The sequence below is a fragment of the Paraburkholderia sp. SUR17 genome (assembly GCF_029536165.1).
Classification (GTDB): Bacteria; Pseudomonadota; Gammaproteobacteria; order Burkholderiales; family Burkholderiaceae; genus Paraburkholderia; species Paraburkholderia kururiensis.
In genome coordinates, this window is the sequence record NZ_CP120509.1 from 570,963 (window position 1) to 587,608 (window position 16,646).

Annotated in this window: 13 protein-coding genes; 10 read left to right on the top strand and 3 right to left on the bottom strand. The window is 65.2% G+C overall.

Going from position 1 to position 16,646, the window contains the following annotated elements; all coding sequences use genetic code 11:
• Positions 1–29 precede the first annotated feature (29 nt).
• The 9 genes from P2869_RS20025 to P2869_RS20065 all read left to right on the top strand — a co-directional run bounded on the left by P2869_RS20025 (position 30) and on the right by P2869_RS20065 (position 12,171).
• A complete protein-coding gene (locus tag P2869_RS20025; RefSeq protein ID WP_017773559.1) occupies positions 30–1,304 on the top strand; it encodes a cation:dicarboxylase symporter family transporter in 1,275 nt (424 codons plus the stop codon).
• 9 nt (positions 1,305–1,313) lie between these two features.
• Positions 1,314–2,015: an amino acid racemase gene (locus tag P2869_RS20030; protein WP_017773560.1), complete on the top strand. Its 702-nt coding sequence runs from the start codon at positions 1,314–1,316 to the stop codon at positions 2,013–2,015.
• Positions 2,012–3,466 (top strand): cation:dicarboxylase symporter family transporter, encoded by a 1,455-nt coding sequence (locus tag P2869_RS20035; RefSeq protein WP_277599306.1) that lies wholly within the window; start codon positions 2,012–2,014, stop codon positions 3,464–3,466. The genes P2869_RS20030 and P2869_RS20035 overlap by 4 nt, the downstream gene beginning before the upstream one ends.
• Positions 3,463–3,963 (top strand): hypothetical protein, encoded by a 501-nt coding sequence (locus P2869_RS20040; protein ID WP_277599307.1) that lies wholly within the window; start codon positions 3,463–3,465, stop codon positions 3,961–3,963. The genes P2869_RS20035 and P2869_RS20040 overlap by 4 nt, the downstream gene beginning before the upstream one ends.
• Positions 3,960–5,294 (top strand): type VI secretion system baseplate subunit TssK, encoded by a 1,335-nt coding sequence (gene tssK, locus P2869_RS20045; protein WP_277599308.1) that lies wholly within the window; start codon positions 3,960–3,962, stop codon positions 5,292–5,294. Before P2869_RS20040 ends, tssK begins: the two co-directional genes overlap by 4 nt.
• A gap of 82 nt (positions 5,295–5,376) precedes the next feature.
• Positions 5,377–6,129 (top strand): DotU family type IV/VI secretion system protein, encoded by a 753-nt coding sequence (locus tag P2869_RS20050; protein ID WP_277599309.1) that lies wholly within the window; start codon positions 5,377–5,379, stop codon positions 6,127–6,129.
• A 73-nt stretch (positions 6,130–6,202) separates the two neighbouring features.
• Positions 6,203–10,405, top strand: a complete 4,203-nt coding sequence (locus tag P2869_RS20055; RefSeq protein WP_277599310.1) for a type VI secretion system protein — start codon at positions 6,203–6,205, stop codon at positions 10,403–10,405.
• The gene (tssA, locus tag P2869_RS20060) at positions 10,402–11,508 is read left to right on the top strand and encodes a type VI secretion system protein TssA (protein ID WP_277599311.1); all 1,107 of its coding nucleotides are present in this window, start codon (positions 10,402–10,404) and stop codon (positions 11,506–11,508) included. Before P2869_RS20055 ends, tssA begins: the two co-directional genes overlap by 4 nt.
• Positions 11,509–11,565: 57 nt before the next feature.
• On the top strand, positions 11,566–12,171 hold the full coding sequence (locus P2869_RS20065; RefSeq protein ID WP_017773567.1) for a hypothetical protein: 606 nt from the start codon (positions 11,566–11,568) through the stop codon (positions 12,169–12,171).
• A gap of 62 nt (positions 12,172–12,233) precedes the next feature.
• Here P2869_RS20065 and P2869_RS20070 read toward each other — a convergent pair whose 3' ends face one another.
• From P2869_RS20070 to P2869_RS20080, 3 genes are all read right to left on the bottom strand, one after another.
• Positions 12,234–13,172, bottom strand: a complete 939-nt coding sequence (locus P2869_RS20070; RefSeq protein WP_277599312.1) for a dihydrodipicolinate synthase family protein — start codon at positions 13,170–13,172, stop codon at positions 12,234–12,236.
• Positions 13,169–14,254 (bottom strand): beta-propeller fold lactonase family protein, encoded by a 1,086-nt coding sequence (locus P2869_RS20075; protein WP_277599313.1) that lies wholly within the window; start codon positions 14,252–14,254, stop codon positions 13,169–13,171. Before P2869_RS20075 ends, P2869_RS20070 begins: the two co-directional genes overlap by 4 nt.
• Positions 14,255–14,364: 110 nt before the next feature.
• Positions 14,365–15,318: a LysR family transcriptional regulator gene (locus P2869_RS20080; protein ID WP_277599901.1), complete on the bottom strand. Its 954-nt coding sequence runs from the start codon at positions 15,316–15,318 to the stop codon at positions 14,365–14,367.
• Positions 15,319–15,447: 129 nt separating this feature from the next.
• Between P2869_RS20080 and P2869_RS20085 the strand changes: the two genes are divergently transcribed.
• The gene (locus P2869_RS20085; protein ID WP_277599314.1) at positions 15,448–16,572 is read left to right on the top strand and encodes a mandelate racemase/muconate lactonizing enzyme family protein; all 1,125 of its coding nucleotides are present in this window, start codon (positions 15,448–15,450) and stop codon (positions 16,570–16,572) included.
• Positions 16,573–16,646 lie beyond the last annotated feature (74 nt).

The following is a 16,646-nucleotide window of genomic DNA, read 5'->3' on the forward strand; positions in this document are numbered from 1 at the left end:
ACAGAAAGAAAACAGCACGAGAGACCACCATGAATTCCAGCAGGCTTTACGCATTCGTTCTCAACCCCTGGGTGGTGATAGGCAGCCTCGCGCTTGGCGGCGCGTTCGGCCTGTTCCTGCCCGACCTGGCGCAAAAGCTCGGCTTCATCGGCGACGTCTACGTCGACCTGCTGAAGATGACAACCTTGCCGTTCATGATTTCCGCAGTCATCTTCAGCCTGCAGCGGCTCTTTCGCGACGGCGGCACCTCGCGCCTGCTCATGCGCGTGATCTCGGTGTTTCTGGGCGCATCCGTGACGGTCGCCGTGGTTGGTGCGATCGTGCTGCTCGTCATGCATCCGGGCGCCAACATCTCCACGGCGACGATGCAGACCTTCGGCCTGATGGTGGGCAGCGACAGTTCGTCGAGCGATACGGTCATGAACCTCTACGGCGCCGATCTGCCGGCGAAGTCGCCCAGCTTCTCCGACGTGCTCGCGAGCCTCGTGCCCACCAACATCTTCGCCGCGCTCGCGAACGGCGACGCCTTGAAGGCGCTGGTGTTCGCGCTGCTGTTCGGCCTTGCGGTGGGTCGCGTGCCCGAGCGCATCTCGGTAGGCCTGAGCCAGTCGCTGGAAACCGTCTACCACGCGTGCCAGAAGCTCATGCACTGGCTCAGCTACCCGCTGCCGCTCATCCTCTTTTGCATGAGCGCGGCGCAACTCGGCAAGTCGGGCGTAGGCCCGCTGCACGCCATGCTGCAATTCGTGCTGGCGTTCTTCGTCGCTTCGTCGCTGCTGCTGGTGCTGGCCGCCATCATTATCTGGAAACGTTCGAGCCACAGCCTCGGCAAGACGCTCGACGCGCTGCGCGCGCCGTTCGCACTTGCGCTCGCCACGCGCAACAGCGCCGCGTGCATGCCGAGCATGGTCGAAAGCCTCGTGGACGGCCTCGGCTTCGCGCGCTCGCGCGTCGAACTGCTGGTGCCGCTCACCATTTCGCTGCTGCGCGTGGGCCCGATGGTCTACTACGTCTGCGCCACGCTCTTCATCGCGCAGCTTTACGGGCATGCGCTCGGCGTGGTGGAAGTGGTGACGGTGCTGCTCGCTTCCGTACTCGCGGGCTTTGCTTCGGCCGGCATGACGGGGCTTGTGACCGTTTCGCTCGTGGGCATGACCTGCGCGTATCTGCGCCTGCCGTTCGAGGCCGCGTTCATTCTGTTCCTCGCCGTGGACCCGATCTGCGACATGCTGCGCACGCTCGTGCTCGTGATCGGCAATGCCGCGGCGGTTTCCGTGCTCTGTCCGCGTCCGCTCAAGATCTAGGAGCCACCCATGTCAATGATCGGCATTCTGGGCGGCATGGGGCCGCTCGCTACGGTGGACTTCATGGACAAGATCGTGCGCCTCACCGGGGCAAGCCGCGATCAGGAGCATCTGCCGCTGCTGGTGGCGAACCTGCCGCATATCGAAGACCGGTCGAGCGCGATCATCGACGGCGGCGCGGACCCGCTGCCGGCGCTGCTCGACGGCATCGATCTGTTGAACCGGAACCGGGTGGGGCTCATCGCAATTCCGTGCAATTCGGCGCATCACTGGTACGCACCGATACGCGCGCACAGCAAGGCACCGGTCCTGCACATCGCGCAGACGTGCGTGGCCGCAGTGCCGCACACGGCGCGCCGCGTAGCGCTGCTCGCCACCGGCGGCGCGCTCGTTTCCGGCTTCTATCAGCAGGCACTCGCCGAACGCGACATTGAAGCCGTGACGCCCAACGAAGCGATGCAGCCGCGCGTGGCCGCATGCATCCGCGAGGTGAAGGCGGGCTATCTGGACCTGGCCGCGGCGCATCTGGAAGAGGTGCTGGCGATGTTCGCGCACGACGGCGTGAGCACGGCGCTCATGGCCTGCACCGAAATTCCGCTCGCGGCGCAGCGCATTGCGTCGCCGCCGCTCACGCTCATCGACAGTTCGCTCGAACTTGCGCGCGCCGTGGTGACGTACGCGTGCGAGCGCGGCTGGAACCGTCCGCGATGAAAGCGCTGCACACGCTTTCGCGCAGCACGCTCGGGCTCATTGCCTGCCTCGCGGTGGGCGGCCTGTGCGGCGTATTCGCCGAGCCGGCCGGTGCGTTCGCGTACTTCGTGGGCGAGCTGTATCTGTGCGTTGTGAATATGGCGGCAATTCCGCTGCTCGTTGTCGCAACGTTCTTCGGACTGCGCCAGGTGATCGCGCTGCCGCGTCCGCGCACGCGCGTGGGCACCATCATGCTGCTCGCGCTCGCCTTCGTCGTGCTGAGCGCGACAGGCGGCACGCTGGCCGGCGTGCTTGCCATGTCGGGTCAGCACCTTTCCGCCGAGGCGCACGCGCATCTCGGTGAACTCGTGCTCAAGAACGCGGGCGCGGAGGACGTACGCGTTGCGCTGTTCGCTCAGGGCACGGGCGGCACGGGAACGGGCACGGGCGCTGGCACGGGCACGGGCACAAGCACAAGCCTGATCGACGTGAGCGACCTCTTCCCCGACAACTTCTATCGCGTGCTCGCGCAGGGGCATCCGCTCGGCATTTTGACGGGCACGATCCTGTTCGGCCTCGCGTTCGCGGCGCTCTCGCGCGACCAGACGCGCATGCTCAGCAACGTGTTCGAGGGCGTGTATCGCGCGCTCGAAACCATCATCGCGCAGGCGAACCTGCTGATTCCGGTGCTGGTGTTCGGCGTGGCCGCGCATCTCACGTCGCAGACCCAGGGCGCGACGCTTGCCGCCATGAGCAGCTTCCTCGTGTGCTTTGCGCTCGCGGCTCTCGTGTTCGCGGGCCTCGCGCTCGCAACCATCGCGGCGCGCGCCGGGCAATCGCTGCCACAGGTGTTGAGCGGCCTGAAGGCGCCGCTGCTGGTGGGGCTGACGTCGGGCAGCGCCACCGCACCCATTCCGCACACCATCGAGGCCATGAGCGAACGCCTCGGCTTCAGCCGCGGCGTGGTGGAGCTCGTGGTGCCGTTCGGTTCGGTATTCGTGCGTGCGGGCTCGGCGCTGTATTACGCACTGGCCGCTGTGTTTGTGGCCAATCTCTACGAACGCCCGCTCGGTGCGGGGGAAATCGCGCTCGTGTGCGCGGCGGCCGTTCTGGCCGCCTTCGTATCGGCGGGGCAGAGCGGCGTGGCCGCGGTGGGCTACACGGGTGTGGTGCTCTCGATGCTGCATCTGCCAGCCGAGGCGGCGGGCGTGCTGTTCGTATCCGTCGATCTGATCTGCGAAGGGCCGCGCAATGCGCTGAGTCTGCTTGCGGTATGCACGGTGATCGCACTGGTATCCGCCGGCTTGCCCTCGGAGCGCAAGACGGCCGCCGGGTTGCAAGGCGGCGCAGCGGGGTTGAGCCCTGTGCTGCGCTTCACGTTCACGCGTGCGCAACTCGTGCTGGCAGCGGGCTGCGTCACGATGGCGGCCTTGCTGATCGTGCTGATGGGAATTGGAGTGGGAGCGAGATGAAGAAGCGGGGATTGCGTTTGTGCGAGCGGCTTGCGCGCCGTGCGGCCATGCTGCTGATGGCGTCGGGCACCGTGTTCGCGCTGGGCGGCTGCAGCATGCTCGGGCTCGGTGGCGAGAAAGCGAAGTGGACCGACGTGACCTTCGCCGCGAGTGACGACGTCAATAACAACAGCCCGGTGGCCGTGGACGTCGTACTGGTGAGCGACGCGACGCTGCTGGCGCGCGTAGCCGAGATGCCCGCGTCGAAATGGTTCGCAGCCCGAGACGATCTGGCGAGCACGTTTCCGAAAGGCGTGCGCTACCGCGGCTGGGAGCTCGTGCCGGGCCAGCACGTGCGCGTGAGCGGCGAGCAGTTCAGGGGTGCCTCGGTGGCCGGCGCATTCGTGTTCGCCAGCTACCAGGAACCGGGGGCGCATCGCGTGCGCGTCGAGCACTTCAGCGGCCACATGGTGGTGAAGCTGGACAGCAATAACCTTACCGTCCTGGATTCGAAATGATGCGTGACCACAACATGACGGTGCCGGAGCGGATCGAATGGTTCGAGGGCATGTTGCTCGCGCCGCAGCATTTCCAGCAGATGGCTTCGCGCGCCGATGCGCTCGTGGCCTGGCAAACGCTCGCCGCCGCGCCGTTCAGTTGGGGCGTGCGACGCCTCGTGTTCGATAACGGTCTGCTGCCCGCGGGTCTGCTGCGCGTGCTGGAACTCGATGCCATCCTGCCCGACGGCACGGCCGTCACCTGGCACGCCCAGGCAGATGGCGGGCAGCGGCTCGAACTGTCGCTGGAGCCGTTTGCCGAACAGCTTTCGAATGGCGCGCTCGACTTCTATCTCGTGCTGCCCGGTGCCTCGACGATGCGGCGCGCGGCGCAGGTCAAGCGCTTTCGCTCGACGCCCGGCGAGCCGGTGGAAGACCTGGTCTCCGATGCGCCACCCGCCGACATTCCGCGTCTCGTTCCGAACCTGGCACTTGCGGCGGGCGAGGTGCCTTCGGCGATGCACGTCTGGCTGCGGCTCGGCTCGCTCTATAAGGACAACGAGGTGGTGCGCCTCACCGACCACCAGCCGCCGCTGCTCGAAATCGCTCGCGACAATCCGCTATGGACGAGCGTCGCCTCGCTGCTGGGTCAGTTGCGCGGCAAGGCGGCATTCGTGGCGCGACAGACCGCGAACCCTTCGTCGCGAGTGGACGACCGCCTCACCCAACTGGAGTTGAAGGACCGCCTGCGTAGCCTCTTGAGCGCGTTGCCGCTTGCCGAGGCCGTGTTGCGCACGCCGCATCTGCATCCGCTCGCGCTGTATCACGCGCTCGCGGCGCTCAGCGGGGCGCTCGCCATGCTCAAGCCCGGCGGGCTGCCGCCCATGCCGCCCGATTACGACCACGGCGATCCGCTTTCGGTGTTCACGCCGCTGCTGCGCTCGCTGCGCGAGTCGGCTTCCGAGGTGAACGAGGAGTATCGCGAGCACAAGTTCGAGTTCCGCCACGGCGCGTTCGAAATCACGCTGCCTCCCGACTGGATCGGCGAGCGGCTCGTGGTGGGCCTGCGCGGCCAGTCGGACCGCGACCTGCTCGCGTGGATGGACGGCGCGGTGATCGGCTCGCAGTCCATCTACGCGTCGCTGCGCAGCCGCCGCGTGCTGGGTGCCGCGCGCCGCGGCATCGACTACGCCGAAGACCTGGGCCTGCGCTCGGGGTCGGGCTACCTGCTGTTCGAGGTGGCGGCGGAGCCCGCACTCGTGCTCGCCAACGAGATGCTGGTGATTGGTAACCCTAACGAAGGCGCGAGTGCACAGCGGCCGCAGGAAATGCTGCTGTTCGTGAAGGGCTGATGAAGAGAACCGTGAAAGCAATGAAGACGTTAACAACGAAGACGCTAACAACGAAGACGTCAATCGAGAAGGCACGCTGAGCATGGCACGCAACCGACCGGACCCCGAAGAAGACGATCTCGTGACGGAGCAGTTCCGCACCTTTCTCGACGAACTCGTGAAGGCTCAGGCGCGCTTCTCCGAACTGCCCGATGCCGACCCGGATCTCGCCGCGCAAGGGTTGAGCCGTCACCTGCTGAACCTGCTGGAGATCCAGACGCTGCAATCGCGGCGCGAGAGCACGCGCTTCGAAATGGAGACGGTGGCCGACGCGCGCTATTTGAAGGCCGTGCTGGCCGACGAGATTCTGCTCAACACCGAATGGGCCGGACGCGAACGCTGGACCGCGTATCTGCTCGAATCGACGCTGTTTCGCACCAACGTGGCGGGCGACCTCGTGTTTCGCCGCGTCGAGCAACTGCTCTCCGAGCGCGAACCCTCGCGGCGCAACATCGCGCGCCTCTATCTGTTTGCGCTCGCCATGGGTTTTCAGGGCCGCTTTCGCGGCACCGATGCCGCTACACGCCTGCGCAGCTATCGCGAAGAACTCTACGAATTCGTCTATCAACGCCGCGCCGATCTGGGCGGCCGCGACCGCGTGCTGGTCCCGGCGGCCTACGCGAACACGCTTTCGCATGTCGCGCCCCGCAAGCTGCCCACCGTGAGCCGCTGGGCCGTCGTGTTCATGCTGGCGGCAGTGTCGCTGCTGGCCATTTCCGAGGTGCTCTGGCTGCGGCAATCGTGGCCCGTGCGCGAAGCCCTGCATGCCGACCCCGTGACGGGGGTGAGCCGATGAATTGGAGCCGTGTGATCCAGATGCAAGTACGTGCGACAGCGTCTTCGAGCCCGTTTTTCATGGGGGCGTTTGCATGCTGACGAGCAACCTGTTCCTGCTTTCCATCGCGGTGCTCACGCTTGTCGTGTGCGCCGTGCTCGGCGCGGTGATCTACTTCGCGCTGCACGGCTCGCAGGCGAAACCGGCCGCGGAGCGCAAAGTCGTGCGCCTGCGTTCGGACTCGCTGCGCAGCGCGTTTCGTCAGGCGGTCGAACTGATTGAAGGCAACATTGCCTCTCGCGCGGAGCGCTACAACATTCCGTGGATCATGATCCTCAACGAGGGCGACGATCCACGCCCGCTGCCCATCGCCCAGTCGGGCGTCGCAAGCGTGCTGGCGGCCGATGCCGCAAGCCCCGCCGCAACGCAGGGCATTTCGTGGCACTTCTTCGATCGCGGCATCGTCGTCGACATCAAGGCGGCCTGGCTCGGCTCGCCCGATGACGACGGCGACGGCAAGCCATGGGACGAGTTCCTGAGCCTGTGCCGCAACTACCGCCAGCAGCGTCCGTTCGATTCGGTGGTCATTACCGTGCCCGCCGCCACGCTGCTTGCCGACGACACCGACGCGCGGCTCGAACTTGTACGCCACGCGAAGCTTGCACACCGCCGCCTGTGGCTCGCGCAAAACCGCTTCGCCATGCGCTTCGCCGTGTACGTGGTGGTGACGGGCTGCGAGGCGCTGCCCGGTTTCGCGACGTTCGCGTGTGCGCTGCCGGAGCCGCTGCGCGCGAGCATGCTGGGCTGGTCTTCGCCTTACGATCTTTCCACCACGTATCAGCCGGGGTGGGTGGACATGGCGATGAACTCGATCATGCGTTCGGTCTCGGACGCGAGCGCCGAACTGTTCGCACTCGATGCCGCGCATCTCGACGCGCGCCAGTTTCTGCAGCTGCCCTCGCGCATCGACGCCATGCGCGCACAGCTTCAGCTTTACGTGGACGAACTGCTGCGCGCGAGCGCATATCACGAGCCGTTCTTCTTTCGGGGCATCTACCTGACCGGCGATGCGAGCGAATTCGCGCAGTGGAGCGTAACGCAGGCTGCGGACCCGACTGTGTCGCACGAGGGCGTGCCCGCGCTCGAAGCGCCGTCTTCCGATGCACACGGCGCGCTTGCGCCTTACGATGCGAGCGATCTTCACGAGACGGCGCAAAACGGTGTCGATGCCGAAATGAGCGATGGCCGTCGCGAGCCCGGCGGCCAGATCAACGACCTCATGCTTCAGCCCGCGTTTCTGCGCGATCTGTTCGAGAAGAAGATCCTCCTCGAATACGGGCTCACGCGGCCTTCGCGTTCGCAGCACCTCACGCGCCCGGTGCTCAATCGCGCGCTGCGCTGGGGCGGCATTGCGCTGCTGGGCGGCTGGGGGCTCGGCCTTGTTGTCGCCACGGTGCAACTGAGCCATCGCAATGGCGAACTGATCGCCGCGCTCGGCACGCTGCGCCGCGACTCGGCCGAACGCGCGAGCGCCGCGCAGCAAGGGCAGGACTTGCCCGCGGACTGGTATCGCCGCAAGGCGCTCGCGCTGATCGCGATGAACCAGAACCTGAAGACGACGAGCGGCTGGGCGGTCTTCATGCCGGGCTCGTGGAGTCTCGTCGACGATCTGAATGCGCGCGTGAAGGAGCGCTTCGAACGCGAGTTCGGCAGCATTGCCGTGGCGGCGCTGGAGCGCGAGATGTATGCGCACGTGAGCGATCTGACCGGCGTGGCGCGTGACCCGAGCACGGGCCAGCTGATTATCGGCGACGACTGTGCGGCGCCCGGCATGGGGCATCTCGGCGCAGCCGCGCCGTTGAGCCTTGCAGTCGACGATCTGCCGCAGATGCGCGCGCTCGCGGTTTATGTCAACAACGTCGATCATCTCGACGCGGCGCTTCAGGCCTTGCAGCGTCTCCAGCATCCCGCGCCCGACAACGCCGACTCGCTGCGCCTCGTGGTGCGTTATGCGCTGGGCGCGGACCTTCAGGGCGGCGTGGCGGACAGCGTGCCTTACTTCTATCGCGATCAGGACGGCCGCAACGCATTCGGCAGTGGTTCGCCAGGCGTCAATCTGCCGGCTATCCAGCAGGCGCTGCGCTGCACGCTCGACAAGGGCGCGCAGCAACTCGACCTCGCCATGTTCGTGAACAACCCGCTGCTCGTCGCGGAGCGCGCCGTTACGGATCATCTGAACAGCCTCACGGTGGCGGACGCGGGCGCGGGCGACTTCACGAAAATCACAGACGGTTATCGGGCCGTGGTGGCCGGCATCGACACGCAACGCGACCTGCTCGCGGCCGGCAAGGGCGGATGGCTTCATCAAACGCAGTTCGTGCCGGGACCGACGTACGACCGCACACTCGCGCGTGTCGCGCAAAACCGGCTGCTTGGTGCCGATCTCTCCGCGCAGATCCGCCAGCGCGACGACACCGCGTTCCAGGCTTTCCGCAACGAGCTCGCGCTGCACTTCGGTGGAGCGGACAGCGGCGTTGTCTGGGTCGACAAGGACGCCCGCTATAGCGTGTCTGCTGGCCGCACCGCGTTGCGCGACGGCTTGTCGGGGCTGCTGAACCAGCCGTTCATGGTTGCGCCGCGTAATCGCGAACTGCCTACGCTCACCGACGGCTCGACGATCGTTTGGGATCGCGCGCAACTCGACCAGGCGCTCGCGCTCGGCGACGTGCACAAGCGCTTCCTCGCCGAAGGTCTCGCGAACCTGCCCGCGGCGGCACGCCCCGGTATCGAAGCCACGCTCGATCTGCAGTTTGCACGACTGATCGTCGATCAAACCGCTGCGGCAGCGAACGTGACGACCGCGCCGGCCGAGGCCGATAGTGCGGCATTCGAGGCGGCACTCGCGCGGCTTTCGCGCATCGAGGCGCTGTTGACCGAACTGGGCGCGAGCGCGCAGTTGGAAGACCTGGCGAGCGTCGTGTCGAGCGATGCGATGGCACGTCTGCAACGCGTGGACGAGGCGCTTACGCAGTCCGAACTGTATGCGACGCGTCAGGATAGCGGCGATGCCGGGCATGGCGGGCGTTCGCCCGTGCTCGCCGCATTCGGCGTTCCCGATGCCGCGGCGCTGCCGCCGTATCTCGACCAGCAGTCGTCGCGTGTGCTTGCACTCGGCAAACAGGCTTCCGTGTATCTCGCCGCGCTCGATGCGAGCGATGCCGGCTCGCCGCTCGCGCTGCGCTGGCAGGCGATCAATCGCGACCTGGAGCGCTATCGCCTGAAGAACCCGAACAGTAGTCTGCTGCGCCTGGAGCAGTTCGCGCTTTCGCTGGCAGCCGATCCGGGGCCCGCGGGCTGCATGTCGAAGTTCACGGGCCGTCCCTCCACCACAGGCGGCGACGACTACTTCGCGACACTGCATGCGCGCTTGTACGACAGACTGCTTGCGCGATGCAGCCAGGGATACGTGTCCGACATGCGCCAGCAGTGGGCGAGCTTTTCCACGGAGTTCAACGAAAGCGTGGCGGGGCGCGTGCCGTTCGACAACAGCGAGATGCCGCGTGTGGTGGCGCGCAACAATGGAGCGCCGGTTGCCGCGGACTTCGGCGAGGTGGGGCAGGTGCTCAAGCGCTACAGCGCGGTTTCGGAGACCTTCCACGCGTCGCACGCGGGTGCGGGAACCTCGCCGGCGATGACCAACGTCAAGCTGCGCCAGTTCATCGAGAACTTCGACCAGGTGAAGACGCTGCTCGCACCGCTCTATCCGTCCGACGACGGCGCGGCTGCCGGCTACGACGTGAACGTGGAGTTCCGCGTTAACCGGAACGCCGAAGTGGCGGCGAACCAGATCATCGACTGGACGCTCAGCGTCGGCTCGCAAAGTCTTTCGATGAACGAACCGCCGCATGCGCTGCATTGGGACTTCGGCACGCCGGTCACGCTCGTGCTGCGCTTTGCGAAGGACTCGCCATTGACGGGCGCGGCTGATTCACAGCAGCGCGCCTACTCCACCGACGGGCGCACGCTGACATGGCAGTTCACCGACCCGTGGGCGCTGCTCACGTTCATCAACCGTCAGCGTGCGGCGGACGGCAACGGCCGCAGCGAGCGTGCCTCGCAGCTGTTGAGGTTCGAGTTCCCGCTGGGCACGGTGAATCCCGCCGACCTCCCGGCGCTGCCGAAGCAGGCGCATGGACGCGTCTACGTGCGCCTCTCGCTCATGCCCGCGGGCAAGAAGACGCCGCTGCCGTGGCCCGGCAGCTTCCCGGTGCGCGCACCCGAATGGAGCGCGCTATGACACAGGCGAACGCTATGGACTTCGATATCGAGACGCTACTCGCACCCGTCGCCGAGGGTAATGGGGCAGGCGTTTCGCTGCGTTACGAACCGGTGTACCAGCAGATCCGCGACGCGAGGACGCAAGACGATGCGAGCCTGCCCATGGGCGATTGGGAACGTCCGCTCGTCAAGGCCGACTGGAAGCGCGTTGCGGCGCTGAGCAGCGACGCGCTCGCGAATCGCAGCAAGGACTTCCAGCTTGCGGCATGGCTCTGTGAAGCATGGACGCACGTGTACCAGATCGAAGGCATGGTGGCCGGCACGCGGTTGCTGACAGGGCTCGCGCAACGCTACTGGCAAGACGCGTGGCCCGCGCTAGAGGAAGGCGATGCGGACGCGCGCGTTGCGCCCTTCGTCTGGTTGAACGACACGCTTGCGCTCACGCTGACGCTGCATGTGCCGCTTCTTGCAATTGAAGGACGCGAACCGGCGCACGTGAATCTCGACGAGTGGCAGCGCGTGATCGTGGAAGACGATGCGCGGGCGGCAGACCTCTCGCGCGATTTGCTCGAAAGGAATGCGAAGCAGAGCGGCAACCTGATTGCGCTCACGTCGTTGCGTCAGCAGCTGGAAGCGGCACGCGGCGCGTGGAGCACGTTCAGAAGCCTGCTCGACGAACTGCTGCAAAACGATTCACCCCATCTGGGTAGCGTGGACGACGTGCTTGCGCGCTTGTTGCGAGCCGTGACCAGCCTGCCTGGCGACCACGCTTCTCGCGCCGTGCCGTCAGAAAATGCCGATGCGCCGGGCGCGACGACACACTCCGCTACGAGGGAGACCGCAATGAGCCGTGCCTTGCAGGAATCGCCGGCAGGACAGATGTTTTCAATGCCCGACGCCAATCAGCCATTGCCCGCGAAAGTGGATAGCCGGGCACAGGCTTACCAGCTGATCGAACTCGCGGCCAATTATCTGCTCGTGCACGAGCCGCACAGCCCGACGCCTTACCTGTTGCAACGCGCCGTGTCGTGGGGACGCTTGCCGTTGCCTGAATTGATGCGCGAGGTGGTGCGCACGGAGGGCGACATGTCGCGGTACCTCGCGATGCTTGGCCTCGAATGACGCAGTTGCCGCTGCGACCACCTGAACTTTTCCGAAATTTCACGAAAGGGAGTTGAAATGATGCTCGATACGTTTGAGGTTCGCTTGCAGGACGGGCTTGAAGCAGACGAAATAGCGAACTTCTTTAATCCCAGAAACGTGTATGCCTTGCGGGAAATGCTGGCGTATTACGCGACGATCTCCCAGTCTCCGGAAAATATTCTGGCGATGATCGCAATTCTCGATTACGCAAAGCTTCCGAGTATGGAGAAATTCAATTTCATCTTCAGGAATTTCATTGCTCAGGGATGCCGATACGAACTCAATATCGGTTCGGACCTTCGCCGCAGGTTGAACGATGCACGGCAAAATCTGGTGGCGCCGGACCCCGCCTCTTATCGCAGTTCCAGAGGGCGCATCGTGATTGCGCCGCATCGCGTGAATATTCCGTTGCCGGCCGGGTTCTTCGACATCAACGGGCTGTACGTTCATTTGCTTACCGACATTGGGGAGGCGTACGGAAGATTCCTGGCGGCATTCACTCGGGAAGACAAAGGGTTCACGTATGTCAGGCATGTCGACGTGACCGGAAACCGCCTGGCGAGCGAGGTGAAGGAGTTCATGCTTCAGATGCTTCACGCGGGTTTCAGTATTTCGCCGAAACTCATGAGGCTGGACTCGTAAGCAATAGGACCTTGACGGACCGCGGCCTGCTCACGGCCTTGAGCTCCCATGCGACGAGCCCGCTACTTCAAGGCTTCGAGCCGTGCCGCCTGCCGCTTCACGAGCCGCTCGATGTCGGCGACATCGGCGGCGGTGAGTTGGGCGCGAGGCTTGCGTAGCGCTGCCGATGCAATGACGCCGCGCTTTGCCATGAGATATTTGCGCACCGCGAGTCCGATATTCGGCTGCTGCTCATAGCGGGCGAGCGGCAGGTAGGCGTCGAAAACATCGTGCGCGCGTTCGACGTTGCCCGCTGTGTGCGCCTTGCAGACCTCGACCATCATCTCGGGATAGGCGAAGCCTGTCATCGCGCCGTCCGCGCCGCGCGTGAGTTCCTCGGGCAGGAACAGGCCGCCGCCGTTGCCGGTCAGGATGGACACGCGCCGCACCGTACCTTGCTCGCTGGCCGCGCGAATGGCAGAGAGTTTCGAGAGGCCCGGAATGTCCTCGTGCTTGAGCATCACGCATGTCGGCGCGTTGCCCAGTATGCGCAGAATCACCGAAGGGGCCATTTGCACGCCGGTGGAAACCGGGTGGTCCTGCAGCACCCAGGGGCAGCGGTCGCCCAGCGTCGCGGCCACCATGTCGAAGTAGGCGACGATCTGCTCGTCCGTGCGCAAGGTGGGGGCCGGCGCAACCATCACGCCGGAGGCGCCCATGCCCATCACACTTGTCGCGAGTTCGCGCATTGGCGCGAAACCCGGGGCCGATGCGCCGACGATCACCGGCACGCGGCCGGCCACGCGTGCCAGCACGCGCGCGACGAACGTGCGCGATTCGTCGGCGGTCAGTTTGGTGGCTTCGCCAAGAATGCCGAGTATGGTGAGGCCGTTTGCGCCGCACTCCAGATAGAAGTCCACCATCCGGTCAGTGCTGGCTAGGTCGAGTTGGCCATCTTCGGTGAACGGCGTGACGGCAATCGGAAAAACGCCTTTCGCCGATACATCCAATACGTTGCTCATGAGTCGACCGCCACGATTTCTACCCAGTTTGCTCCGCTCCCGCCTTCGCTTCGCGAACACAACGTGAGAGCGCCCGTTTGTGCGTCGATGCGGAACAACGACACGTGCGTGGAGTGTTCGCCGCACGCGAGCAGCGTCCGACCGGACGGGTCGATGCGAAAGCCGCGCGGCTGCGGTTCGGTCTCGACGTGTCCGGCGTGTTCGAGTGTGCCGTCGGCGCGCACGCGCAGCGTGAAGAGGCGGTTCGTCGTGCGCTCGGAGAAATAGACGAAGCGCCCATCGGGATGCACATGGATATCGGCGGCCCAGACGAGCGAAGCGAGCATGGCCGGATCGGGTTGCGGCTCCGTGGCGGGCGGGCGCGCAAAGCCGTCCTGCAAATCGGCGAGCACGTCGGGGCGCGCGCAGACGCTGTGCGGCGCGAGCCTGCCGGTGCGCGTATCGCGACGAAACACCGCTACGGTCGCGCGAAATTCGCTGAGTACATAGAGCCATGCGCCGCCCGGCGCAAGGCACAAATGCCGCGGGCCGAAACCACGCCCAACCGATAGTGTTTCGAGCGCCGAGAGCGGTTGCGAGGCGTTTTCGTCGAGGGTCCAGGACAGCACGGCGTCGCTGCCGAGCGAGGTCGCGTAGACGAAACGATTGTCGTCCGATACCAGCACACCGTGCGCGTTACGGATGCCGCTTTCCACCTGGCGTGGCGTAGGGTCGCCGAGGTCGAGTTGCTTGACGCTAAAGGCGAGCAGTTCGTGGCTACCGTACGAGACGCCGAATAGAAGCTGCCCCGTGCGGTCGGCGGCCAGTGAGACGAGACTCGCGCCGATAGGGAGGCGGTATTCGGTTGTCAGTCGGGCAGCGCGAGAGTCCACCGAGTACTTCACGAGCGAAGGCGTGCCGCCGCGTGTGGCCGCGAAGAGTTGGCGGCGGTCGGCGCTCAGTGCGAGCGGCATCACGCCGGGGCCCGCTGCGATGCGTTCGCTTGCGCGCAGCGAGGGCGCGGTGGCTGAAGCGTCGAAACAGTAGGTCCAGAGGCTGGCGTCGTTGGAATTAGAGAGGATGGCGAAGCAGTTTTCCGGCATATCGTTGTTCCTTTCACGGTGCTTTCCTGGTGCTTCGGCCAGGAGCAAGCTTGGCGGCAAGCCCAGTATTACGCGGCGGCCGGGACCAGGAAAAGCGATGTCCGCTTGCTTCAGGCATCAGAGTTTTTTGTGTCCGGCATGCGCGACGGCGTGGTGGGGTTTTGCCCGGCGCCTTGCTGTTGCGCACCATTTTCGCCCAGCAGTTCGATAGCGATCTCGCGAAACGCGTGGACAAGCCGCACGCGTGCCGACGAGCGGTTCCAGAGCAGCCCGACCACTCGCCTGGTAAAGGGATGAGGAAGCGCCCATTTCGCGAGCGCGAGGCCAGCGAAGCGCGTCATGCGCCAGTCCGGCACGAGCGTTACGCCGAGGCCGCGGTCGGTCAGAACGGCCAGCGCGTCGAGTCCGTCCAGTTCGCAGCGTTGGCGCGGATTGATGTTGTGCTGCCGCAGATAGGCGTCCGCAAGCTGGCCGCCTACAACGTTGCGGTCGTAGCGCAGAAAGGGTTCTGTGCGCAATGTTTCGTGAACGTCCATCACGTTCATCGAGGCGGGTGTGAGGAGCACGAGCGGTTCCTCGCGAAACGTGTGCCAGTCGCAGCCTTTCGGCAGCGCGAAGAGCGGCTGGACCAGCACGGCTGCATCGAGATGGCCGTTCACGACTTTGCGATAAAGCTCTGTCGAAGGGCCGGGCTCCAGATAGATGTCCATCTGGAGGTGACGTGTGAGCAGGGTGGCCAGCACGTCGGGAATGAGGCCCGTCATCATGGTCGGCGTACCGCCCAGGCGCAACTGGCCCGCAAGCGTGGCGGCGTCGTTCAGATCGGACTTGAGGTCGCGAATTTCGTGCAGCACCGTGCGCGCCCGCTCAAGAATGCGTTCGCCCGCTTCGGTCGTGCCGACCGTACGGCCCGAGCGGCGCACGAGTTTCGTCCCCAGTTCCGCCTCCAGCATCTTGACGCGTTGGGCGACGGCCGCGGGCGTGAGGTCGAGACGCCGTGCGGCTTCCGCAATCGAGCCTAGCTCGACGACGTAGACGAAGCTCTGAAGATAGCGCGAGTCCATCGATAAAAGTTTTAATGCCTGAAGAAGGCGAAGCATGCTGCCATCGCGGCGCAGCAGCCCTCACACTTCATGGTGGGCGCCGCACTTCGGCGCATTCCTTTACCCGGAGACACCAGGAGACAGGTCGATATGCCACGAATCGAGTCCATTTCCGTTTGTACTGCCGTAGTCCCGCTGGACCGCGTGACGTCGTTTTCAACGCGCGTCGTGTCGCGCCGCGAGTACGGTCTCGTCAAGATACGATCGAGCGACGGCGTGGAAGGCATTGGCTTCTGCTATGTGGGCAACGCGGGCGGCGAACTGATGCGCGTAGCGGTGGAGCAATTGCTGGCGCCGGTTCTGAAGGGACGCGATTCGTACGGCGTGGAAGGGCTGTGGCAAGCCATGTATCAGGAGAGCCTGCTGCAGGGGCGGGCCGGCACCGTGATGCGCGCTATCAGCGTGCTGGATACGGCGCTGTGGGACCTCAATGCGCGCACACATGGCGTGCCGCTTCACAAGTATCTGGGGGCGGTTGAACTGGAAACGGTGCCGGCCTACGCGAGCGGCGGCTATTACCTCGACGGCAAGACGCCCGAGAAGCTCGGCGAAGAAATGGCGAGCTATGTCGAAGCGGGGTTCAGGGCCGTGAAGATGAAAGCCGGTCGTCTTTCGCCGGTTGAAGAAGAGGCACGCGTGCGCGCCGCGCGCGAGGCGATTGGCCCGGACGTCGAACTGATGATCGACATTAACAACGGCTGGCACGACATGACCGAAGCGCTCCAGTTCGTTCGCCGCTTCGAGGCGTACGACCCTTACTTCATCGAAGAGCCGTTTTCGCCCGACGACGTGGACAACCACGCACGCCTCGCAAGCGCGACGCGCGTGCCCATTGCGACGGGCGAGATCGGTTACGGCCGCTGGTATCACAAGGAGCTGCTCGACAAGCAGGCGGTGTCGATCCTGCAGACCGATGCGCTGGTTTGCGGCGGTATTTCGGAGTGGCGCCGTATTGCCGCCACGGCGGCGAGCTACGGTGTCGTGGTGTGCCCGCACTGGTTCCATGACGTTCACGCGCCGCTGGTAGCGGCCACACCGAACGCGCGCTACGTCGAGTTTTTCCGCGACGACCAGGTGCTCAACTTCCGGCGTCTCATTGACCGTCAATTGACGCACAAGAATGGTCGCATCGTCCTGCATCAGGAACCGGGGCTCGGATTCAATTTCGACGAGACTCAGGTGGCGAAGTACGGGCGCTGGACCGAGTCGAGGTAAGGACGTCGCGCATCGCGGGCCGGCAGCGAAAAACGTCATTGTTACGTGCTCCTTGCTGGATGGCGCACGGGGCA